The sequence below is a fragment of the Streptomyces sp. PL-25 genome, assembly GCF_058344915.1.
Genome location: NZ_CP136997.1, coordinates 2367971 through 2390098 on the forward strand (window position 1 = coordinate 2367971; position 22128 = coordinate 2390098).

Below are 22128 nucleotides of genomic sequence, written 5' to 3' on the forward strand. Positions count from 1 at the left end.
GAGGCGTGTGCTACGCCGACATGGGCCGCTGCACTCTGATCGACTGGAGCAGTCCGACCGCCGCCCAGACCGCGAACATGGACGAGCCTCCGTAGGAGACGAACGGCAGGGGCAGGCCGGTGACCGGCATGATGCCCAGGGTCATGCCGATGTTCTCGAACGCCTGGAAGGCGAACCAGGCGACGATCCCGGCGGCGACGACGGTGCCGTACAGCTCGGTGGTCTCGCGGGCGATGCGGCAGGCGCGCCACAGGACGACCCCGAGCAGCACGATGATCAGCCCGGCGCCCGCGAAGCCCAGCTCCTCCCCCGCGACGGTGAAGACGAAGTCGGTCTGCTGCTCGGGCACGAACTGGCCGGTGGTCTGGGAGCCGTGGAAGAGGCCCGAGCCGGTCAGTCCGCCGGAGCCGATGGCGATACGGGCCTGGTTGGTGTTGTAGCCGACGCCGGCCGGGTCGAGGCTGGGGTTGGCGAAGGCCGCGAACCGGTTGATCTGGTACTCGTCGAGGATGTGCAGCTGCCAGACCGCGACGGCGCCGAGCGTGCCGGTGGCCACGAGGCCCAGGGTCCAGCGGTTGGAGGCGCCGGAGGCGAGCAGCGCCCCCAGGATGATCACCACCATGACCATGACCGAGCCGAGGTCCGGCATGAGCAGGACGATCAGGATGGGAACCGCGGCCAGGCCCAGGGCCTGGAGGACCGTGCGGTGGTCGGGGTGCTCCTTGTCGCCCGCGTCCACCCGGGCGGCGAGCATCATCGCCATGCCCAGGATGATCGTGATCTTCACGAACTCGGACGGCTGGATGGAGAAGCCGCCGCCGAGGACGATCCAGGAGTGCGCGCCGTTGACGGTGGAGCCGAGCGGGGTGAGCACCAGCAGGATGCCGAAGACCGAGGCGCCGTAGAGGATCGGCACGGCGGTGCGCAGGGTGCGGTGGCCGAGCCAGATGATGCCGAACATCAGGGCGAGTCCGATGCCGGTGTTCATCAGGTGCCGGATCAGGAAGTAGTACGGGTCGCCCTGGTTGATCTCGGTGCGGTTGCGGGTGGCCGAGAAGACCAGGAGGGAGCCGATCCCGGAGAGGGCGAGCGCCGACAGCAGTATCGGCCAGTCCAGGCGGCGGGTGACCGAGTCGCGGGCGAGCAGCCGGGTCCAGCCGGCCCGCTCGGGTCCGTACCCGGAGACGGAGAAGTTGTTCGCGCCGGTCATGCGGTCGTCCTCCGCCTTCCTCCGCGCTGCGGGCGCCTGCGCGGGCGCCTTCGGGTGTCGCGGTTGCCCGCCCCCGTGTTGTTGGTGGTCGCCGGGGTGTCCTGGTCGCCGTCCGGGGCGGTGGTGGTGCCCTGCTGGGCGACCTCCTTGGCGACCTTCTCCTGGTCCTTGGCGGGGTCGCCCTTGATCTTGGGGGCGGGGATGGTGCCGTCGGCCTGGATCTTCGGCAGGCCCTTCATCGGGGTGGGCAGCAGGGCCTTCTTGTTGTCGACGGACCCGTCGGCCTGCACGCCGTACAGGGCGCTGTAGATGTTGCGCACGGCCTCGCCGGAGGCGCCGGAGCCGGTACCGGCCTGGGCGATGGTCATGATGACCGTGTAGTCCTTGCTGTAGGTGGCGAGCCAGGACGTGGTCTGCTTGCCGTAGACCTCGGCGGTACCGGTCTTGGCGTGCAGCGGGATCTTGTCCTGCGGCCAGCCGTTGAACTTCCAGGCGGCGGTACCGCGGGTGGCGACGCCGGCGAGCGCCTGGTCCATCATGTCGCGGGTGGCCTTGGTGATGGGCAGCCTGCCGTGGGACCTGGGCTTGATCTCGGTGACGTGCTTGCCGTCGGGGCTGACCACGGCCTTGCCGATGGTCGGGGTGTACATGGTGCCGCCGTTGGAGATGGCACCGTAGATGACGGCCTCCTGGATCGGCGTCAGCAGGGTGTCGCCCTGGCCGATGGAGTAGTTGATCGCGTCACCCTCGCGCATCTTGTTGCCTTCGAGGCAGTTCTCGTAGGCGATCTTCTCGACGTAGCTGCCGTTCTTCTTGCCGGACTTGCACCAGGCGTCCTTGTTGGCCTCCCAGTACTTCTGCTTCCACTGGCGGTCGGGGACGCGGCCGGTGACCTCGTTGGGCAGGTCGATGCCGGTCTCCTTGCCCAGGCCGAACTGGTGGGCGGCCTTGAAGAAGTAGTCCTTGGGCTGGCCCTTCTTCGGGTTGATGCCCCCGTCCTTCTTCCACTCGTTGTCCGCGAGGCCGTAGAAGACGGTGTCGCAGGAGACCTCCAGGGCCCGGCCCAGGGAGATGTTGCCGAAGTTCTCGCCCTCGAAGTTCTTGAAGACCTGGCCGCCGACCGAGTACGAGCTGGTGCAGGGGTAGTTGCCGTTGAAGTCGTAGCCGGCCTCGACCGCGGCGGCCGTGGAGACCACCTTGAAGGTCGAACCGGGCGCGGACTGACCCTGTATGGCGCGGTTCAGCAGCGGGTAGTCGGAGTTCTTGCCGGTGAGCTCGGCGTAGTCCTTGGCGGAGATGCCGCCGACCCAGACGTTCGGGTCGTACGTCGGCGCGGACGCCATGGAGACGATCCGGCCGGTCTTGGCCTCCATCACGACGACGGCGCCGGAGTCGGCCTTGTAGTTGGTGCCGGTGATGCTGTCGTACTGCTGGCGGGCGGCCTTCATCGCCTTGTCCAGCTCGTACTCGGCGACCCGCTGGACCCGGGCGTCGATGCTGGTGACCAGGTTGGAGCCGGGCTGGGCGGCGTCCGACTTGGCCTTGCCGATGACCCGGCCGAGGTTGTCGACCTCGTAGCGGGTGACGCCGGCCTTGCCGCGCAGTTCCTTGTCGTACTGGCGCTCCAGACCGGAGCGGCCGACCATGTCGGAGCGCAGATAGGGCGAGGAGGTGTCCTTGGCCTGCTGGATCTCGTCGTCGGTGACCGGTGAGAGGTAGCCGAGGACCTGCGCGGTGTTGGACTTGCCGGGGCCCGCGTAGCGGCGCACGGCCTCGGGCTCGGCGGTGATGCCGGGGAAGTCCTCGGCGCGCTCGCGGATCTGGAGGGCCTGCTTGGGGGTGGCCTCGTCGGTGAGCGGGATGGGCTGGTAGGGCGAGCCGTTCCAGCAGGGCTGCGGCGTCTTGGCGTCGCACAGCCGGACCTTCTGCTGGATCTCCTGCGGGTCCATGCCGAGGACCCCGGCGAGCTTGGCGAGGACCGCCTTGCCGTCGTCCTTCTGCTTGAGCAGGTCGGTGCGGGAGGCGGAGACCACGAGCCGGGTCTCGTTGTCGGCGAGCGGGACACCGCGCGCGTCCAGGATCGAGCCGCGCACGGCGGGCTGGACGACCTGCTGGACGTGGTTGCCCGACGCCTCCTTCTGGTACTGCGCGCCCTCGCGGATCTGGAGGTACCACAGCCGGCCGCCGAGGGTGCCGAGCAGGGAGAGGACGAGGATCTGGAGGACGATGAGCCGGGTCTGGACGCGTGGGGTCCGACCGGTCTCGGGAATGTTGGTCACTGGTGCTGCCTCCCCCTCTCAGTGTCCGGACGAGTCGTGTGCGTGCGGGCCTGTCACAGGCGCTTGACCCCCTTGATGCGGCCGACCCGGGTGGAGCGGGAGCGGGCCTTGGTCTTCAGTGAGCCGAGCGCGCCGCGCTGGCCGCCGATGCGCAGTCCGGTGCCCGAGGAGAGCCAGCCGGAGGAGATGTCGGCCTTCTTGGCGGCGGAACCGGCCTCGGCGAGCGGGTCGTTCTCGGCGCGCCGGGCCAGCGCCATGATGCCGGGCACCACGAACGGGGCGAGCAGCAGATCGTAGACGGCCGCGCTGATCAGCAGTCCGGGCAGGCCGACGTGGCGGGCGGCGGTGTCGCCGACGAGGGCGCCGACACCGGCGTACAGCAGGGTGGAGCCGAGGGCGGCGGCGACCACCACGGCCATCGGGCCGGTGGCCGACTTGACCTGGCCGGTCTCGGGCTTGATGAGCCCGGCCAGATAGCCGATGACGCAGAGCACGAGGGCGTAGCGGCCGGCGGCGTGGTCGGCGGGCGGGGCGAGGTCGGCGAGGAGTCCGGCGCCGAAGCCGACCAGGCAGCCGCCGACGTGCCCGTAGACCATGGCCAGGCCGAGCACGGTGAGCAGCAGCAGGTCGGGCACGGCGCCGGGCAGGTGCAGCCGGGCCAGGACGCTCACCTGGATCACCAGGGCGACGACGACCAGCACGGTGGAGAGCAGGATCCGGTTGAGACGCATGGGGACTTTTCTCGCTCCTACGGCTGCTGGTCGTCGGTGGACTGCGGGTCGGGCTCCCCGGTGCCCTGGGTGTCGCGCTCCCCGGTGCCCTGGGCGTCGGGCAGGCCCGCGCCGTTCCCGGAGCGGCCGGACGTGTCGTTCGCGCCGCCGGTCGGGGTGACCGTGACCGTCACGGTGGGCGTCGGGGCCGGCTTGGGCTTGGCCGGCAGGACCGTGTCGCGCGGGTCCTTCTTCGGGGCCTGGACGACGACACCGATGACGTCGAGCTTGGTGAAGCCGACGTACGGCGTGACATAGACGGTGCGGGTCAGGTCGCCGCCGGAGGGGTCGACGCGGGAGACGACACCGACCGGGACACCGGGCACGAACGGCTTGTCGGCCTGGGAGCCGAAGGTGACCAGCCGGTCGCCCTTCTTCACCTCCGCCTTGCCGTTGAGGAGTTGCACGCGCATCGGCCGGTCGCCCTGGCCGGAGGCGAAGCCGAGTTCGTCGGTGCCCTCCATGCGGGTGCCGACGGTGAAGTCGGGGTCGTTGGCGAGCAGCACGGTCGACGTGCCGGGGCCGACGGTGGTGACGCGGCCGACCAGGCCGTCGCCGTTGAGGACGGTCATGTCACGCCGGATGCCGTCGTCGGCGCCCGCGTCGATGGTGATGGTCCAGGAGAAGCCCTGCGCGGCTCCTATGGCGATGACCTGGGCGCCCTTGATGCCGTACTGGCCCTGGCCGGCGAGCTTCAGCATCTTGTCGAGCTGGCTCAGACGGCTGCGGTTGCGGTCGTCGCTGCCGAGCTTGGCCTTGAGCGCCGCGTTCTCCTTCTCCAGTGCGGCGAGCCGGTCGTGGCGGCCGCCGGACTCGCGGACCGCGGAGACCGCGTCGCCGACCGGGTCCACCGCGCCCGACACGCCGTTCTCGATCGGGCCGAAAACGGTGGCGGCGCCGCGCCGGGCGCCGTCCACCGGGGAATTCTCCCCGCCGCGGATATCGACCGTGATCAGCGCGAACGCCACGGCGATCAGCAGCACCAGGAGCAGCCGGCTCTCTTTCGTGTCCCTCACGTGCGGCGGCCGTGCCCTTCCTCGTAGGAATTCGGGTGGCCCCCGGTGAGCGCCGGTGGGGAAGCGCACACCCTCGGGGGCCGTTTGTGGGAGCTTATGCCTCTATATCAACGATCCGCCGTACGAGAGGAGATCATCTCGTACGGCGGAATCGAAACGTCGTGTCATCGGCGCGGCTGGGCGTCCAGCACCTGCTGCAGCGCCTCGAACTCCTCGACGCACTTCCCGGAGCCGAGCGCCACGCTGTCCAGCGGGTCCTCGGCGATGTGGATCGGCATGCCGGTCTCCCGGCGCAGCCGCTCGTCCAGGCCGCGCAGCAGGGCGCCGCCGCCGGTCAGCACGATGCCCCGGTCCATGATGTCGCCGGACAGCTCCGGCGGGCACTTGTCCAGGGTCGTCTTGACCGCGTCGACGATCGCGTTGACCGGTTCCTCGATCGCCTTGCGCACCTCGGCGGCCGAGATGACGACGGTCTTGGGCAGGCCGGAGACCAGGTCCCGGCCGCGGATCTCGGTGTGCTCGTCGGCGTCGAGTTCGTACGCGGAGCCGATCGTGATCTTGATCTGCTCGGCCGTGCGCTCGCCCAGCAGAAGGCTGTACTCCTTCTTGACGTACTGGATGATCGCGTTGTCCAGTTCGTCGCCGGCGACGCGGATGGACTGGGCGGTGACGATGCCGCCGAGCGAGATGACCGCGACCTCCGTGGTGCCGCCGCCGATGTCCACCACCATGTTGCCCGTGGCCTCGTGGACCGGCAGGCCGGAGCCGATGGCCGCGGCCATGGGCTCCTCGATGATGTGCACCTGGCGGGCGCCGGCCTGGGAGGAGGCCTCGATGACGGCGCGCCGCTCGACGCCGGTGATGCCGGAGGGCACGCAGACCACGACCCGCGGACGAGCCAGATAGCGCCGCTTGTGGATCTTCAGGATGAAGTAGCGGAGCATCCGCTCGGTGATCTCGAAGTCCGCGATGACGCCGTCCTTGAGCGGGCGCACGGCGACGATGTTGCCGGGCGTGCGCCCGATCATCTTCTTCGCCTCGGCGCCGACGGCGAGGATGCCACCGGTGTTCGTGTTGATCGCGACGACGGACGGCTCGTTGAGTACGATCCCGCGACCCCTGACGTACACCAGCGTGTTGGCGGTCCCGAGGTCGACAGCCATGTCACGGCCGATGAACGACATTGAGTTCCCCATCAGGATTCGTCTGGCCTTCCCTGGGAGCTTTTGAGGGCATTTCAGGTACGGCGAGGTGGGTGCTGTGACGTGAAGGCTTCCATCGTAAACGCGCCTGCACGAACACCGCGCGAGGGTCTTCGCCATTGTCAGCAGATGGCGTACCGCCTCGCTTGTGGAGACGGTCCATCGGGGGCACGCGTTCCCCCGATCGCCTTCGGGTATGCCGATGGGCGGCCGCATGTCCACGGCCGCCCAGGTCAGGCGGGCTGATGAACTGACGATACGTCAGGAAGCGGCGCCGACGGCTCAGCCACGACCGGGAAAGAAGATCTTCACCTCGCGCTCGGCGGACTCCTCGGAGTCGGAGGCGTGGATCAGGTTCTCCCGCACGATCACACCGTAGTCCCCGCGGATGGAACCGGGCGCGGCGGCGATCGGGTCGGTCGGACCGGCCAGGGCGCGCACCCCCTCGATGACCCGCTCGCCCTCGACGATCATCGCGACCACCGGGCCCGAGGCCATGAACACCATCAGCGGCTCGTAGAAGGGCTTGCCCTTGTGCTCGCCGTAGTGCTGCTCCAGCGTGTCCTGGTCCAGGGTGCGCAGCTCCAGCGCGGTGATCTGCCAGCCGGCCTTGCGCTCGATACGGCTGATGATCTCGCCGGTCAGGCCGCGACGGACCGCGTCGGGCTTGAGGAGGACGAGGGTGCGCTGGGTCACGGTGGACTCCTTCTGCTGTACAGATGTGCGGTGGCACGACCCTACAAGGTCGCGGTCACACAGCGTCAGCCGAGGCGGCGGCCGCGGAAGCCGCCTCCGCCTCGGCGGCCCGCGCCGCGAATCTCGCCTTCGCCTCGTCGATCTTCCGCCCGAAGTGCACCGACGCCCACCACAGCCCCGCGAACACCGCGCCCAGGAAGTACATCACCGGCACCACGACGCCGGACGCGACCAGCGCGATCTGGAGGGCCCAGCCGAGGGCCACCCCGCCGGGCCGGCCCAGCATCCCGCACAGCAGCACGCACAGCACCATCGCGATGCCGCTGACCGTCCACACCGCCCCCATGGACAGGTCCGGGTCCTTCATCGCGACCAGCGCGGCGAAACCGATGACGAAGAACTCGCCGATCAGGGTCGAGGAACACAGCGTACGCACGAGAGTCAGCCCCTCCCGAGGAGCAGTCGGGCCTCACCCACGGTGATGACGGAACCGGTGACCAGCACACCGCCGCCGGCGAACTCGCCCTCCTCCTCGGCGAGCGTGATCGCGGCCTCCAGCGCGTCCGGCAGCCGCGGCTCCACCTGGACCCGCTCCTCGCCGAACACCTCCACCGCGATCGCCGCCAGCTCGTCGGCGTCCATCGCGCGGTGGCTGGAGTTCCGCGTGACCACGACCTCAGCGAAGATCGGCTCGAACGCCTCCAGCAGCCCGCGCACGTTCTTGTCGCCGCTGGCGCCGACCACCCCGATCAGCCGGCTGAAGTCGAACGCCTCCTGCACCGCCTCCGCCGTGACCTGCGCGCCCGCCGGATTGTGCGCGGCGTCCAGCACCACGGTCGGCGAGCGCCGCACGACCTCCATCCGGCCCGGCGAGCTGACCGCGGCGAACGCCTTGCGGACGGTCTCCGGGTCCAGCGACTCGGCGCGCTGCGAACCCACCCCGAAGAACGCCTCCACGGCGGCGAGCGCCACGGCCGCGTTGTGCGCCTGGTGCGCGCCGTGCAGCGGCAGGTACACCTCCGGGTACTCGCCGCCCAGGCCGCGCAGCGTCAGCAGCTGCCCGCCCACGGCGGGCTGGCGCGCCACGACGCCGAACTCCAGGCCCTCGCGGGCCACCGTGGCATCGACCTCCACGGCCTTCTTCAGCAGCACCTGCGCCGCGTCCACCGGCTGCTGGGCCATGATCACCGTGGCGCCCTGCTTGATGATCCCGGCCTTCTCCCCGGCGATCTCCCCGGTGGTCGAGCCGAGCCGGTCGGTGTGGTCCAGGCCGATCGGGGTGACGACGGCGACATCCGCGTCGATGACGTTCGTGGCGTCCCAGGTGCCGCCCATGCCCACCTCGACCACGGCCACGTCCACCGGCGCGTCGGCGAAGGCCGCGTACGCCATGCCGGTCAGCACCTCGAAGAACGACAGCCGGTACTCCTGCGCGGCGTCGACCATCTCCACGTACGGCTTGATGTCCTGGTACGTCTCGACGAACCGCTCCGCGGAGACCGGCGCGCCGTCCAGGCTGATCCGCTCGGTCACCGACTGCACGTGCGGCGAGGTGTAGCGGCCGGTGCGCAGCTCGAACGCGCCGAGCAGCGCCTCGATCATGCGGGCGGTGGAGGTCTTGCCGTTGGTCCCGGTGATGTGGATCGAGGGGTACGACCGCTGCGGCTCGCCCAGGACGTCCATCAGCGCGGCGATCCTGCTGACCGAGGGCTCCAGCTTGGTCTCGCCCCAGCGGGTCGCCAGCTCGGCCTCGACCTCCCGCAGCGCCTTGTCGACCTCGGGGTCCTCGGGGCGGCCGGGCACGTCGGCCTGCGGCGGGCCGCCCTGCGTGCGCAGGGTGCGGCTGCCGGCCTCGATCACCGCGAGATCGGGGTCACGGGTGGTCTCGGCCTCGATGATCTCGTCGAAGGAGTCGAGAGGGTCGGGCCGGTCGTTCTCGTGCGGGAGGTCGCTCACGGGTTCAGTCTACGGAGCGGCGGGACGAGGCGCGGCGCCGGTTCGGCGTGGGAGTGCGCGAGGCCGGGGCCGACCGGACGCGGACGGCGGCCACGCGCTCAAGGCACGGGAGCGGGGCCGGGCGCGCGCCCGGCTGCGGACGCGGTACAGACCCGGCGCGGACGCGAGGCCGGGGGCGGGGCGGCTACGTTCAAGGCGTGGGTTCGGGGGCGCGCTCCCCCGGCGCCGGTGCGTGTGCGGGGAGGGACGACTGGGTCATGGGCGGTCGTGCGGACTCCCGCTCGCGGACACCCGCGTCCCGGACCGCCCCGCCCCATCCCGTCCCGTCACGTCCCGTCCCGTCACGTCCCGTCACGTCCCGTCACGAACGCCCGAAGGCCCCGGGGTCTCAGGGACTCCGGGGCCTTCGGGCGTACGGGACGTCACGCCTGCGGCAGCCGCTCCAGCTGGGCGGTGATGCGGGCGATGTCCTCCTCGGCCTTGGCGAGCCGGGCGCGGATGCCGTCGATCACCTTTTCGGGTGCCTTCGACAGGAACGCCTCGTTGCCGAGCTTGCCGTTCGCCTGGGCCTTCTCCTTCTCGGCGGCGGCCAGGTCCTTGGCGAGCCGCTTGCGCTCGGCGGCGACGTCGATGGTGCCCGACAGGTCGAGGGCGACCTCGGCCCCGGCGACCGGCAGGGTGGCCGTGGCGGTGAACGCCTCGCCCTCCGGCTGGAGCCGCAGCAACTGACGGACGGCGGCCTCGTGCGCGGCGAGCGCCGTGCCGTCCAGGGTCAGCCGGGCCGGGACCCGCTGGCCCGGCTGGAGGCCCTGGTCGGCGCGGAAGCGGCGGACCTCGGTGATGACCGTCTGGAGCGTCTCGATCTCCCGCTCGGCGTCCGCGTCCCGGAAGCCGCTGTCGGCCGGCCAGGCGGCGATGACGACCGACTCGCCGCCGGTGAGGGTCGTCCACAGCGTCTCGGTGACGAAGGGGACGACCGGGTGCAGCAGCCGCAGCGTGACGTCCAGGACCTCGCCCAGGACCCGCTTGGAGACCTCGGCGGCCTCGCCGCCCGCCTGGAAGGTGGTCTTGGACAGCTCGACGTACCAGTCGAAGACCTCGTCCCAGGCGAAGTGGAACAGCGCGTCGGACAGCTTGGCGAACTGGAAGTCGTCGTAGTACGCGTCGACTTCGGCGACGACCGAGTTGAGCCGGGACAGGATCCAGCGGTCGGTCGCCGACATCGCCGACGGCTCCGGCAGCGGGCCCTCCACCGTCGCGCCGTTCATCAGCGCGAAGCGGGTGGCGTTCCAGATCTTGTTGGCGAAGTTGCGCGAGCCCTGGACCCAGTCCTCGCCGATCGGGACGTCGACGCCCGGGTTGGCGCCGCGCGCCAGGGTGAAGCGGAGCGCGTCGGAGCCGTACTTGTCCATCCAGTCCAGCGGGTTGACCGCGTTGCCGAAGGACTTCGACATCTTCTTGCCGAACTGGTCGCGGACCATGCCGTGCAGGGCGATGGTGTGGAACGGCGGGGTGCCGTCCATCGCGTACAGGCCGAACATCATCATCCGGGCGACCCAGAAGAAGAGGATGTCGTAGCCGGTGACCAGGACGGAGTTCGGGTAGAACTTCGCGAGCGACTCGGTCCGCTCGGGCCAGCCGAGCGTGGAGAACGGCCACAGGCCGGAGGAGAACCAGGTGTCCAGGACGTCGGTCTCCTGGTGCCAGCCCTCGCCGGACGGCGGCTCCTCGCCGGGGCCGACGCAGACGGTCTCGCCGTCCGGGCCGTACCAGACCGGGATGCGGTGGCCCCACCACAACTGCCGCGAGATGCACCAGTCGTGGAGGTTGTCGACCCAGTCGAAGTACCGCTTCTCCATCTCCTGCGGATGGATGGTGACCTTGCCCTCGCGGACCGCGTCACCGGCCGCCTCGGCCAGCGGGCCGACCTTGACCCACCACTGCATGGACAGGCGCGGCTCGACCGTGGTCTTGCAGCGCGAGCAGTGCCCGACGGAGTGGACGTAGGGGCGCTTCTCGGCGACGATCCGGCCCTCGGCGCGCAGCGCGCCGACGATGGCGGAGCGGGCCTCCAGACGGTCCAGGCCCTGGAAGGGCCCGGGGGCGGTGATGACGGCGTGCTCGTCCATGACGGTGATGGACGGCAGGTCGTGGCGGCGGCCGATCTCGAAGTCGTTCGGGTCGTGGGCCGGGGTGACCTTGACGGCGCCCGTGCCGAACTCGGGGTCGACGTGCTCGTCGGCGACGACCGGGATGGAGCGGTCGGTCAGCGGCAGCCTGATCAGCTTGCCGACCAGGTGCTTGTACCGCTCGTCGTCGGGGTGGACGGCGACGGCGGTGTCACCGAGCATCGTCTCGGCACGGGTGGTGGCGACGACGATGGTGTCGTCTCCCTCGCCGTACGTCATCGAGACCAGCTCGCCGTCGTCGTCCTGGTACTCGACCTCGATGTCGGAGATCGCGGTCAGACAGCGCGGGCACCAGTTGATGATGCGCTCGGCGCGGTAGATCAGCTCGTCGTCGTAGAGCCGCTTGAAGATGGTCTGGACGGCCTGGGACAGGCCCTCGTCCATGGTGAAGCGCTCACGGGACCAGGCGACGCCGTCGCCCAGGCGGCGCATCTGGCCGGAGATCTGGCCGCCGGACTCGCCCTTCCACTGCCAGACGCGCTCGACGAACGCCTCGCGGCCCAGGTCGTGGCGGGACTTGCCCTCCTTGGCCAGCTCGCGCTCGACCACGTTCTGCGTGGCGATGCCGGCGTGGTCCATGCCGGGCTGCCACAGCGTCTCGTGGCCCTGCATGCGCTTGCGGCGGGTGAGGGCGTCGATGAGCGTGTGCTCGAAGGCGTGGCCCAGGTGGAGGCTGCCCGTGACGTTCGGCGGCGGGATGACGACGGTGAAGGGCGGCTTGTCGCTCTTCTCGTCCGCCTCGAAGTAACCCCGCTCCACCCAGCGCTCGTACAGCGGCCCCTCTACATCGGCCGGCGCGTACTGGGTCGGCAGTTCGGTGTCGGGCGCTGGTGGCTGCTGCTGAGCGTTCTCGGTCACGCGCCCAGTTTAGAGGCGTCACGGCCGTGTCCCGAACCGCATTTGTTCTGTAACGGTGCGCACCCCGGTGGCCTGGGCCGCGTCCGGCTGGGCCAGGATGTCAGGTACGCATAAGCATCTGGAGGGGAACCCAGGAATGAGCTACAACCAGCCGGGCCCGTACGGCGGGCAGCCCCAGCAGCCCGGACCGTACGGACAGCCGGGCCCCTACGGCCAGCAGCCGCCGCAGGCGCCGCCCGCGCAGCCCGGCTACGGCTACCCCCAGCAGACACCGCCGCAGCAGCCCCAGCCGGGTTACGGCTACCCGCAGCAGGCCCCGCAGCCCCAGCCGGGCTACGGCTACCCGCAGCAGCCCCAGCAGCCGGGCCCGTACGGGCAGCAGCAGCCGCAGTACGGCCAGCAGCCCCCTTACGGCGGGATGCCCCAGCCCCCGGCCGGCGGTGGCGGCGGAGGCGGCAAGAAGACGGCGGTGATCATCGGGGCGGTCGCGGTCGTGGCGGCGATCGCGGTGGGCGCGTACTTCCTGATCGGCGGGAGCGGCGGCAGCGGCTCGGTGGCCGACGACGGCCCGCACAAGCTGGTGACGCCGGCGACGGTGCTCGGGAACTACGCCAAGTCCGACGGCGAGAGCGGCACCATGTCGAAGGACGACATGAAGGACGCCGAGAAGTGGGGTGTGCACAACCCCAAGGACATCGGCGCCAGCTACCAGTCCGGCGACAAGAGCGCGCCGCTGGCCATGAAGCAGCTCCAGTTCAACGGCGTCTACGGCACCATCGACGACCCCGCGAAGACCGTGGACGCGATGTTCGCCCACATGAAGTCGGAGTCCGGCAAGAAGGACGGCGACGACGCGGACACCACCCTGGTCGGCGAGCCGAAGGCGTACTCGCCCGCCGGGCTCGACGGCGCGGTCCTCAAGTGCCAGCAGGCGAAGATAGACAACTCCTCCGAGAAGGACACCGGTGCGCCGAAGATCCTGAACATGACGGTCTGCGTCTGGGGCGACCACAGCACGCTCGGCTTCGTCATCCCGATGGACATGGCCGACATCCTGTCGGGCAAGGCCACCGAGCCGTCGGCCGCCGCCGAGACCACCGCGAAGCTCCGCAAGGAGGTCCGGGTCAAGATCTGACCCGCGCTCGCGCGTTCGGCGCATACGGAAGGGGCCCCGGTCCAGTGACCGGGGCCCCTTCCGTATGCGGTGGCGAAGGGCGGCTACGCCGTCTTCTGCTCCCCCGGCCCCCGGCCGCGGGCGTCGCGGGGGATCAGGGTGGGGTTGACGTTGGAGAGGACCACGTCGGCGGTGATGACGACGCGGGCGACGTCCTTGCGGGACGGGACCTCGTACATCACGCCCTGGAGGACCTCCTCCATGATGGCGCGCAGGCCGCGCGCGCCGGTCTGGCGGAGGATGGCCTGGTCGGCGATGGCCTCCAGCGCCTCGCGCTCGAAGTCGAGCTCCACACCGTCGAGTTCGAAGAGCCGCTGGTACTGCTTCACCAGCGCGTTGCGCGGCTCGACGAGGATCTTCAGCAGGGCTTCGCGGTCGAGGTTGTGGACCGAGGTGATGACGGGGAGGCGCCCGATGAACTCGGGGATCATGCCGAACTTGACCAGGTCCTCGGGCATGACGTCCTCGAACTGGTCCTTGGCCTCCAGCTCCCGCTTGGAGCGGATCGTGGCGCCGAAGCCGATGCCCTTGGCACCCGCGCGGCCCTCGATGATCTTCTCCAGGCCGGCGAAGGCACCGCCCACGATGAACAGCACGTTCGTCGTGTCGATCTGGATGAACTCCTGGTGCGGGTGCTTGCGGCCGCCCTGCGGCGGGACCGACGCCGTGGTGCCCTCCAGGATCTTCAGCAGGGCCTGCTGCACGCCCTCGCCGGAGACGTCCCGGGTGATCGACGGGTTCTCGCTCTTCCGGGCGACCTTGTCGATCTCGTCGATGTAGATGATCCCGGTCTCGGCCTTCTTGACGTCGTAGTCGGCGGCCTGGATCAGCTTCAGGAGGATGTTCTCGACGTCCTCGCCCACATACCCCGCCTCGGTCAGCGCCGTGGCGTCCGCGATGGCGAACGGGACGTTGAGCATGCGGGCCAGGGTCTGGGCCAGGAGGGTCTTGCCGGACCCGGTGGGGCCGAGCAGGAGGATGTTGGACTTGGCCAGCTCGATGGCGTCCTCGCGGCCCTGGCCGCCGCCGTTCTCCCCGGCCTGGACCCGCTTGTAGTGGTTGTACACCGCGACGGAGAGGGCCTTCTTGGCCGCCTCCTGGCCGACCACATAGCCGTCGAGGAACTCGTAGATCTCGCGGGGCTTGGGCAGTTCCTCCCAGCGCACCTCGCTCGTCTCGGCGAGCTCTTCCTCGATGATCTCGTTGCAGAGATCGATGCACTCGTCGCAGATGTACACACCGGGCCCTGCGATGAGCTTCTTGACCTGCTTCTGGCTCTTGCCGCAGAACGAGCACTTGAGCAGATCGCCGCCGTCACCGATGCGTGCCACGGTGTGCTTCCCCTTCGCCTGGGGGCCGCCTGGACGCGCTCGTCCAGCGACTCCTGGTGCTGCCTTATGTCGACGGTACCTTGCCGGGCCCCCCGTCCGGGCCCCCCTTGGCACGGTTCACTTCGACGTGACCGTGCCGGAGGGCGGCGAGGGGTACGGCTTCCGCGTCAGCGGACGGCTTCGTTGTTCAGCTTCCGGGTGGAGATGATCTGGTCGATCAGCCCGTACGACAGGGCCTCCTCGGCCGTGAGGATCTTGTCGCGCTCGATGTCCTCGCGGATCTTCTCGATCGGCGTGGTGGAGTGCTTGGCCAGCATCTCCTCCAGCTGCGCACGCATCCGGAGGATCTCGTTGGCGGCGATCTCCAGGTCGGAGACCTGGCCGCGGCCGGTCTCGCTGTAGGGCTGGTGGATCAGCACGCGGGCGTTCGGCAGGGCCATGCGCTTGCCCGGGGTGCCGGCGGCCAGCAGGACCGCGGCGGCGGAGGCCGCCTGGCCCATGCAGACCGTCTGGATGTCGGGCTTGACGAACTGCATCGTGTCGTAGATGGCCGTCAGCGCGGTGAAGGAACCGCCGGGGCTGTTGATGTAGATCGAGATGTCCCGGTCGGGGTCCATCGACTCCAGGCACAGCAGCTGCGCCATGACGTCGTTGGCGGAGGCGTCGTCGATCTGGACGCCGAGGAAGATCACGCGCTCCTCGAAGAGCTTCGCGTACGGGTCGTACTCGCGGACGCCCTGCGAGGTGCGCTCGACGAAGCGCGGGATGACGTAGCGGGACTCGGCCCTGGGGCCGGTGTACTCGGCGCTGGGGGCACCTCCCACGCCCTTCGGGCTGTGGATGCCGCTGCCGGGGAAAACGTTCACGGTGTCTCCTGGAAAGGGGCTGGACGGTCGGCTGGGGGCTGGCTGGGCTGCTCGGCTCAGGCCCCGGTGCCACCGCCGCCCGGCATGCCGGCGGCGTGCGTGATGACGTCGTCGATGAGGCCGTACTCCTTGGCCTCGTGGGCGTCGAACCAGCGGTCGCGGTCGGAGTCGCGGGTGATCTGCTCGACCGTCTGCCCGGTGTGGTGCGAGGTCAGCTCGGCCATGCGCTTCTTGGTGTGCAGCAGCCGCTCGGCGTGGATCTTGATGTCCGAGGCCGAACCGGCCAGGCCGGCGGAGGGCTGGTGGATCAGGATCTCCGCGTTCGGCAGGGCGAAGCGCTTGCCGGGCGTGCCGGCGCTGAGCAGGAACTGGCCCATGGAGGCCGCCAGGCCCATGGCGATGGTCACCACGTCGTTCTTGATGTACTGCATGGTGTCGTAGATCGCCATGCCGGCCGTGATCGAACCGCCGGGGCTGTTGATGTAGAGGAAGATGTCCTTGTCCGGGTCCGCGGCAAGGAGCAGCAGCTGTGCGGTGATCTTGTTGGCGATGTCGTCGTCCACCGGCTGGCCGAGGAAGATGATCCGCTCGCCGAGCAGCCGGTTGTAGACCTGGTCGCCGAGGCCACCACCGATGGAGGGCTCGCCGGCGGCGGAGGGCATCAGATTCGTCACGTATCCACCTGCTCGTCTTACGACGGCGCCGGGCCGTCTCACGTGTACTGCCGGGGCGTGGGCCGTCCGGCCGGTTCCGGGGACTCCCCTGCCCTCGTATTCATGGACCCTAACGCGCGGGCCCCTTCGGGGAATCCCGCGAAGGGGAGTGTTCGCCGGGGGCGTAGTCCGGGGCCCGTGGGGCGGGGGTGGCCAGGTGTGACGACGGGCCCTGGGGAACATGCCCCAGGGCCCATCGTACGTACGTCGGGGACGCCGCGCGGATCAGGCCTCGGCCTTCTCCTCGCCCTCGCCCTCGGCGGCGGCCTCGGCGGTCTCGCCCTCGGCGGACTCGTCCTCCTCGTCCTCCAGGTCGACGACCTCGCCGTTGGTGTCCTTCACGGTCGCGGCCTCGACCACGACGGCCAGGGCCTTGCCGCGGGCGACCTCGCCGACCAGCAGCGGGACCTGGTTGTTCTGGACGACCGCCTGCGCGAACTGGTCGGGCGACATGCCGGAGGAGGCGGCGCGGCGCATGAGGTGCTCGGTCAGCTCTTCCTGGCTGACGTTGAGCTTCTCCTTGTTGACCAGCTCGTCCAGGACGAACTGGGTCTTGATGCCCTTGACCGCGGCCTCACGGGTCTCGGTCTCGAACTCCTCGGCGGTCTTGCCCTGGATCTCCAGGTACTTGTCGAGGGTCAGACCCATCTGGCCGAGCTGGTGGTGCTCCAGGTTGTGCTTGCGGGTGTTGATCTCGTCCTCGAGGAGCTTCTCGGGGACCGGGATCTCGACCAGCTCGAGCAGCTTGTCCAGCACGCGCTCCTGGGCCTGCGTGGCCTGGTCGTACTGCTTCATGCTCTCCAGGCGCTTGCGGCTGTCGGCCCGGACCTCGTCGAGGGTGTCGAACTCCGAGGCGAGCTGCGCGAAGTCGTCGTCCAGCGCGGGCAGTTCGCGGGCGGCGACCTGGGTGACCTTGACGGTGACCTCGGCCTCCTTGCCCGCCGCGGAGCCGCCCTTCAGCTCGGAGGTGAAGGTGGCCTCGCCACCGGCCTCCACGCCCTTCACGGCGTCGTCGATGCCGTCCAGCAGCTCACCGGAGCCGATGGTGTAGGAGACGCCGTCGGCGATGCCGTCCTCCAGCACCTCGCCGTCGACCTTGGCCTCCAGGTCGATGGTGACGACGTCGCCGTCCTCGGCGGCCCGCTCGACCGGGCTGGTCGAGGCGAAGCGCTCGCGCAGCTGCTCGACGGCCTTGTCGACGTCCTCGTCGGTCACCTCGACCGCGTCGACCTCGACCTCGATGCCGGAGTAGTCCGGGATCTCGATGGCCGGGCGGATGTCGACCTCGGCGGTGAAGTTCAGCGTCTCGCCGTCCTTCAGCTCCGTGATGTCGACCTCGGGCTGGCCCAGCGGGGTCAGCTCGGCCTCGTTGACCGCGTCGGTGTAGAACTTCGGAAGCGCGTCGTTGACCGCCTCCTCCAGAACCGCACCGCGGCCGAACCGCTGGTCGATGACCCGGGCCGGGATCTTGCCCTTGCGGAAGCCCTTCACCGTGACCTGCTGGTTGATCTTCTTGTACGCCGCGTCGAGGCTGTCCTTGAGCTCCTCGAAGGGCACCTCGACAGTGAGCCGAACCCGAGTCGGGTTCAGGGTCTCCACGGCGCTCTTCACGGTTCGGTCTCCTTGTGGCTGACTTCTTTGGTTTCGCCGGAGCCAGAGGGGGTCCGGCGGATTAGCCGCCCGGAGGAGTTCGCAGGCCCACTTGGGCCGGACACACGGGCGCGCAGCTTGCATAGTAACCGCAGCCGCTCAGCGCCCCAAAAGGCGATCACGGGAATCACATGAGGTGGCGCCGACCTGCGGCCGGCGAGTGGTCGGGGTGGCGGGATTTGAACCCACGGCCTTCCGCTCCCAAAGCGGACGCGCTACCAAGCTGCGCCACACCCCGTCTGGTGCGACACGTAGGGTACATGCCCGCAGGCAGTACGGCCGCCGCATTTCCCGCCCGCCGGGCCGCCTTCCCCCGGCAGGCGGCTCACCCACCGCGCCCACCCGCTCACCCGGCGCGCGGACGGGGTACGTATACGCCGTACGTACCCGTGGAGGGCGGCGGGCGGGGACACGGGCCGCCGGACGCGCGGGGCACCTGCTCCGCCGGGGCGGATTCCCGGCCACCGCGTACGGCCGGCCGGGTGCCGGCCGGGCGGGCCGGACGCGGACACCGCCCCTCGGGACGGCCCGCTCGCGCGCGGCCGCCCCGGAAGCGCGGCCGCCCCGGAAGGGGGTGTGCGGGGACGGGGCGCGACCCGCTACGATGCCTGTGTGCCGCGGTCGGTGTCCGACCGGCGGCGCGTGTTGTGTGCGGGCGTAGCTCAATGGTAGAGCCCCAGTCTTCCAAACTGGCTACGCGGGTTCGATTCCCGTCGCCCGCTCCAGGACGGCTCGGGGCCGGTCCGGGGATCGATTCCCGGACCGGCCCCGAGGTGTTCTCCCGGGTGCGCCGGGGTGCGGTGGGCGCGGGCAGGGACCGGCCCCGTGCGGACCGGTCGGCCGCCGGCTCAGAAGTTGATCGAGTTGATCGTGTCCGCTATCGAGTTCATGAAGCGGTTGATCGACGGGGCCATGCCGGTGGAGGCGAGGAAGAAGCCGAAGAGCACGGCGACGATGGCGGGGCCGGCCTTGATGGAGCCGCCCCGGAGCAGCACCACCAGGATGATCGCCAACATCAGCACCACTGACAGTGAAATGGCCACAACTGATCACACCTTCGATCGGTCCGCTCTCCCGCCGGGTGCCTGTCCGCGCCCCCGCTGGAACCATCGTGCCACCAACACGGGCCGCCTATGCCGTGCCTGACGCATCATCGGCCGGGTCTGTGACACGCGCGGCACGCAGGACGGCGGTGCGGGCCGGGGCCCCGCGGGGCCGCGGGGCGGTGACCGGCGGGGCGGCCGCCGAAATGCCGGAGGTTTCCGTTTCGATGTCTGCACATTTCGTTCGCCGGTAATTCGAATTGATGTCGCCGGGCGGTGCGCCGCGCGTCAACTCGTCCTGAACAATCCCGACATCGAGGGTTCTCGCACCCGTCGTCCTGTGGTGGGCGACACCCCGCAGGACTGGTATTCCCGGGCGAATCCGGGGCAGCCGCCGCGCAGAGCCGGGATCGCCGACGGAGGTTCCGCGAATCGCGCACGGACGACGCTAAGGTGCCTGAGATGTTCCACGCTGCCTCCTCCCCCGGCCAGAGCAGAACACCCCTTCCCCCGGCACAGGCGCCGGACCCCGCCGCTCCGGTGCCGCACAGACCCGGTGACGGCGCCGGGCGGTCCGGAAAGCAGCGCGATCCGTTCTTCGACAATGCGAAGTATCTGGCCATCGTGCTGGTGGCGTTGGGGCATTCCTGGGCGCCGGTCATGAGCGGCAACCGGTTCCTCGAAGGCGCGTACAACGTCGTGTACACCTTCCACATGCCGGCGTTCGTCATCATCTCCGGCTTCTTCTCCCGCGATTTCGATCTGCGGCCGAGCCGGCTGAAACGGCTGATCACCGGGGTCGTCGTGCCCTACGTCGTCTTCGAGACGGCGTATTCACTCTTCCGGGTCCTCGTCGGGCGTTCCGGCGACCACGCGATCAGCCTTCTCGAACCGTGGTACCTGACCTGGTTCTTGTGCGCGCTGTTCATCTGGCGGGTGACGGCGCCGGTGTGGAAGCTGGTGCGCCATCCCCTGCCGGTGGCCCTCGGGATCGCGGTGCTGGCGTCGGTGTCACCGGCCATGGGCGGCTCGCTCGACCTGCCGCGTGTGCTCCAGTTCCTGCCCTGCTTCGTGCTGGGGCTCTGCCTGCGGCCCGAGCACTTCCGGCTGGTGCGCCGCCGTGCGGCACGGCTGGTGGCGGTCCCGGTGTTCGCGGTGGCGCTCGTGGCCGGCTGGTGGACCGTGCCGGACCTGAACACCGCCTGGGTCTACCGCAACGGCGCCGCGCAGGACCTGGGCGCGCCCTGGTGGGCCGGGCCGGTGATGGTGCTGCTGCTGTTCGCCGGGTCCGTGCTGCTGACCGGCTGCTTCCTGGCGCTGGTGCCGGGGCGCCGGATGTGGTGCACCGCCCTCGGCACGGGCACGCTGTACGGCTATCTGCTGCACGGTTTCGTGATCAAGGGCGTGCTGTACGCGGGCTGGTTCGAGACGGCGTGGCTGCACCGGCCGCTCGGCGCGCTCGTGGTCACCGTGGTCGCGGCGGGCGGGGTCACGCTGCTGTGCACCCGGCCGGTGCGCGGCGTCTTCCGGTGCGTCGTGGAGCCGCGGATGGACTGGGCCTTCCGCCGGGACACCGCCGGGACCGGGACGGCGGACGGCCGGGGCAGCGGGCGGCCGGGCGGCAGCGACAGCGGCAGCGGTCCCACCGGCACCGCCGGTGCCGCCGGTGCCGCCGGTGCCTCCGGTGCCTCCGGGCGCGGCACCGCGCTGGTCCGCTGAGCCGTCCGCCCCGCGCCCGGCGTCAGGCCGGCGGCCCGCCCTTCAGGTGCCGCATCAGCCGCTCGAAGTGCTGCCAGCCCGACAGGTCGGACGGATCGCCGGGGAACGGGTAGTACAGCGCCGGACGGGTGCGCGGGCCCAGTTCGCGCGGGCGCCGGTCGAGCGGGGTGTTGCGGGCGCGGTCGCCGGGCATGGCCCGCACCTCCTCGGCGCCCAGGACGAAGGCGTACGGGACTCCCGGGCCCTCGAAGCGCGGGGGCACCGACAGGTCGCGGCGGGCCCTGCGGATCTGCACCAGCATGGACTGGAGGTCGTGCCGGGTGGCGAGGATCTCGGCGGCGCGCGGCACCGCTTCCCGGGGGATCTCCTCGCCGGGGCCGAAGCCGAACGCCAGGGTGACGTCCTCCTCGACGCCGCCCTTGGTGCGGCTGACCCGGACCGTGGCGAGGGCGGGGCGTTCGGGGCTGCCGACGACCACGAACCAGGTCGGCGCGGGGGCCCGTTCGTGGGCGACGTCGGTGAACTGGCGCAGCGACCACGGCAGGTTGGCGGGTTCCTCGGTGCCCCAGCCGGCCGGCGGCTCGCCGGTGATCTCGCGCCAGACGGCCTCCAGGGCGCCGCCGAGGACGAGCCGGTCGTCGGCGGGGTGGATCGCCCGGTAGGAGACGGCGAGCTGGCGTTCGCCGGTGTCGGCGGTGTCCCGGGTGAAGGCGGCGGCGAGGGGCGTGCGCGGGTCCTCGGGGGTGGCCTGCGGGGACTCGACGGTCACGAACAGGCCGTTGTTCCACTCCAGTACGGCGCCGGACAGACCGTCGTAGTAGCCGTCCCGCTCGTCCTGGACGACCCAGCGCGAGGGCCAGCCGGGCAGGGCGTTGCGGACCGCCGGGGAGAGCCGGGTGCCGGCCGGGGTGACGATCTGGAGGCCGAGCTGGGCCTCGGCCGCCGCGCGGAAGGCGTCGGCGAGCCAGGCGGACAGGGCGACCACGGGCCGGTCCTGGATGACCACGGCGACCTTGTCGGTGAGGACGTCCACGGCGGGCTGGGCCGCGGCGGGCACCGGGACGGCGCTCACCCCGTCCGTCTTCACCACGGCCAGCGAGCGGGCGGCCCGGGGCGGCCAGGCGGTGCCGCCGACGAGGGTGGCGAGCCGGGCCGCGAAGGCGCCGGCCAGCTCCTCGCCCTCCTTGACGCCGGTGGTGGCGCGGGCCTCGGTCCACCAGTACGGCACCTCGGGCTCGCTCGCGCCGAGCAGCCGCTGCGCCTCGCCCCTGACCTGGACGAGCAGCGGCGCCTCCACGGTCATGAGCGGGCGGCCCTGCTCGTCGCACAGGCGCACCACGGCGCCCCCGTCCTCGGCGCCGACCAGCTTGTCCGGGCCGCCGGAGAGCAGGCCCGCGATCACGCTCAGCGGATCGGGCATCTTCTGGGTGAGGGTGACGACGTCCTTGGTCATGGC

General features: G+C 70.6%; 17 protein-coding genes and 2 tRNA genes. 3 read left to right on the forward strand and 16 right to left on the reverse strand.

The window, feature by feature from the left end:
• Positions 1-10: 10 nt before the first annotated feature.
• From rodA to R4Z62_RS10565, 9 genes are all read right to left on the reverse strand, one after another.
• The gene (gene rodA, locus R4Z62_RS10525; RefSeq protein ID WP_064533139.1) at positions 11-1210 is read right to left on the reverse strand and encodes a rod shape-determining protein RodA; all 1200 of its coding nucleotides are present in this window, start codon (positions 1208-1210) and stop codon (positions 11-13) included.
• A complete protein-coding gene (gene mrdA, locus R4Z62_RS10530; protein WP_491519656.1) occupies positions 1207-3489 on the reverse strand; it encodes a penicillin-binding protein 2 in 2283 nt (760 codons plus the stop codon). Before mrdA ends, rodA begins: the two co-directional genes overlap by 4 nt.
• A gap of 53 nt (positions 3490-3542) precedes the next feature.
• Positions 3543-4220 (reverse strand): rod shape-determining protein MreD, encoded by a 678-nt coding sequence (mreD, locus tag R4Z62_RS10535; protein WP_018570815.1) that lies wholly within the window; start codon positions 4218-4220, stop codon positions 3543-3545.
• Positions 4221-4237: 17 nt separating this feature from the next.
• Positions 4238-5275, reverse strand: a complete 1038-nt coding sequence (gene mreC, locus R4Z62_RS10540) for a rod shape-determining protein MreC (RefSeq protein WP_355485034.1) — start codon at positions 5273-5275, stop codon at positions 4238-4240.
• 164 nt (positions 5276-5439) lie between these two features.
• Positions 5440-6459 (reverse strand): rod shape-determining protein, encoded by a 1020-nt coding sequence (locus tag R4Z62_RS10545; RefSeq protein ID WP_018570817.1) that lies wholly within the window; start codon positions 6457-6459, stop codon positions 5440-5442.
• A gap of 300 nt (positions 6460-6759) precedes the next feature.
• On the reverse strand, positions 6760-7173 hold the full coding sequence (ndk, locus tag R4Z62_RS10550; protein ID WP_018570818.1) for a nucleoside-diphosphate kinase: 414 nt from the start codon (positions 7171-7173) through the stop codon (positions 6760-6762).
• 55 nt (positions 7174-7228) lie between these two features.
• Positions 7229-7609 (reverse strand): DUF4233 domain-containing protein, encoded by a 381-nt coding sequence (locus R4Z62_RS10555; RefSeq protein ID WP_491519657.1) that lies wholly within the window; start codon positions 7607-7609, stop codon positions 7229-7231.
• 5 nt (positions 7610-7614) lie between these two features.
• Entirely contained in the window at positions 7615-9129 is a 1515-nt protein-coding gene (folC, locus tag R4Z62_RS10560) for a bifunctional tetrahydrofolate synthase/dihydrofolate synthase (RefSeq protein WP_355485031.1), read from the reverse strand.
• 422 nt (positions 9130-9551) lie between these two features.
• Positions 9552-12176, reverse strand: coding sequence for a valine--tRNA ligase (locus R4Z62_RS10565; RefSeq protein WP_064533144.1), 2625 nt, complete (start codon positions 12174-12176; stop codon positions 9552-9554).
• Positions 12177-12312: 136 nt separating this feature from the next.
• Here R4Z62_RS10565 and R4Z62_RS10570 point away from each other — a divergent pair, with 136 nt between their 5' ends.
• A complete protein-coding gene (locus R4Z62_RS10570; protein WP_491519658.1) occupies positions 12313-13311 on the forward strand; it encodes a hypothetical protein in 999 nt (332 codons plus the stop codon).
• 83 nt (positions 13312-13394) lie between these two features.
• On the opposite strand, the gene clpX is transcribed toward R4Z62_RS10570, so the two are convergent.
• The 5 genes from clpX to R4Z62_RS10595 all read right to left on the reverse strand — a co-directional run bounded on the left by clpX (position 13395) and on the right by R4Z62_RS10595 (position 18148).
• Positions 13395-14681: an ATP-dependent Clp protease ATP-binding subunit ClpX gene (gene clpX, locus R4Z62_RS10575; RefSeq protein WP_018570823.1), complete on the reverse strand. Its 1287-nt coding sequence runs from the start codon at positions 14679-14681 to the stop codon at positions 13395-13397.
• 167 nt (positions 14682-14848) lie between these two features.
• Positions 14849-15547, reverse strand: a complete 699-nt coding sequence (locus R4Z62_RS10580) for an ATP-dependent Clp protease proteolytic subunit (protein WP_064533146.1) — start codon at positions 15545-15547, stop codon at positions 14849-14851.
• 56 nt (positions 15548-15603) lie between these two features.
• On the reverse strand, positions 15604-16209 hold the full coding sequence (locus tag R4Z62_RS10585; RefSeq protein WP_026253037.1) for an ATP-dependent Clp protease proteolytic subunit: 606 nt from the start codon (positions 16207-16209) through the stop codon (positions 15604-15606).
• Between the two features lie 276 nt (positions 16210-16485).
• Positions 16486-17871 (reverse strand): trigger factor, encoded by a 1386-nt coding sequence (tig, locus tag R4Z62_RS10590; protein ID WP_382848594.1) that lies wholly within the window; start codon positions 17869-17871, stop codon positions 16486-16488.
• Positions 17872-18071: 200 nt separating this feature from the next.
• A tRNA-Pro gene (locus tag R4Z62_RS10595) sits at positions 18072-18148 on the reverse strand.
• A gap of 413 nt (positions 18149-18561) precedes the next feature.
• Between R4Z62_RS10595 and R4Z62_RS10600 the strand changes: the two genes are divergently transcribed.
• Positions 18562-18635, forward strand: a tRNA-Gly gene (locus tag R4Z62_RS10600).
• 123 nt (positions 18636-18758) lie between these two features.
• On the opposite strand, the gene R4Z62_RS10605 is transcribed toward R4Z62_RS10600, so the two are convergent.
• Positions 18759-18953: a hypothetical protein gene (locus R4Z62_RS10605; RefSeq protein WP_382848595.1), complete on the reverse strand. Its 195-nt coding sequence runs from the start codon at positions 18951-18953 to the stop codon at positions 18759-18761.
• Between the two features lie 462 nt (positions 18954-19415).
• On the opposite strand from R4Z62_RS10605, the gene R4Z62_RS10610 reads away from it, so the two are divergent.
• On the forward strand, positions 19416-20672 hold the full coding sequence (locus R4Z62_RS10610) for an acyltransferase family protein (RefSeq protein WP_491519659.1): 1257 nt from the start codon (positions 19416-19418) through the stop codon (positions 20670-20672).
• A gap of 22 nt (positions 20673-20694) precedes the next feature.
• Here R4Z62_RS10610 and R4Z62_RS10615 read toward each other — a convergent pair whose 3' ends face one another.
• Entirely contained in the window at positions 20695-22125 is a 1431-nt protein-coding gene (locus R4Z62_RS10615; protein ID WP_064533148.1) for a DUF6177 family protein, read from the reverse strand.
• Positions 22126-22128 lie beyond the last annotated feature (3 nt).

Excerpts from the sequence above, each read along its gene's own strand:
- rodA (WP_064533139.1), bottom strand. The coding sequence starts at position 1,210 with ATGACCGGCGCGAACAACTTCTCCGTCTCCGGGTACGGACCCGAGCGG.
- mreD (WP_018570815.1), bottom strand. The coding sequence starts at position 4,220 with ATGCGTCTCAACCGGATCCTGCTCTCCACCGTGCTGGTCGTCGTCGCC.
- R4Z62_RS10545 (WP_018570817.1), bottom strand. The coding sequence starts at position 6,459 with ATGTCGTTCATCGGCCGTGACATGGCTGTCGACCTCGGGACCGCCAAC.
- R4Z62_RS10570 (WP_491519658.1), top strand. The coding sequence starts at position 12,313 with ATGAGCTACAACCAGCCGGGCCCGTACGGCGGGCAGCCCCAGCAGCCC.
- R4Z62_RS10585 (WP_026253037.1), bottom strand. The coding sequence starts at position 16,209 with ATGCCCTCCGCCGCCGGCGAGCCCTCCATCGGTGGTGGCCTCGGCGAC.
- R4Z62_RS10610 (WP_491519659.1), top strand. The coding sequence starts at position 19,416 with ATGTTCCACGCTGCCTCCTCCCCCGGCCAGAGCAGAACACCCCTTCCC.
- R4Z62_RS10615 (WP_064533148.1), bottom strand. The coding sequence starts at position 22,125 with ATGACCAAGGACGTCGTCACCCTCACCCAGAAGATGCCCGATCCGCTG.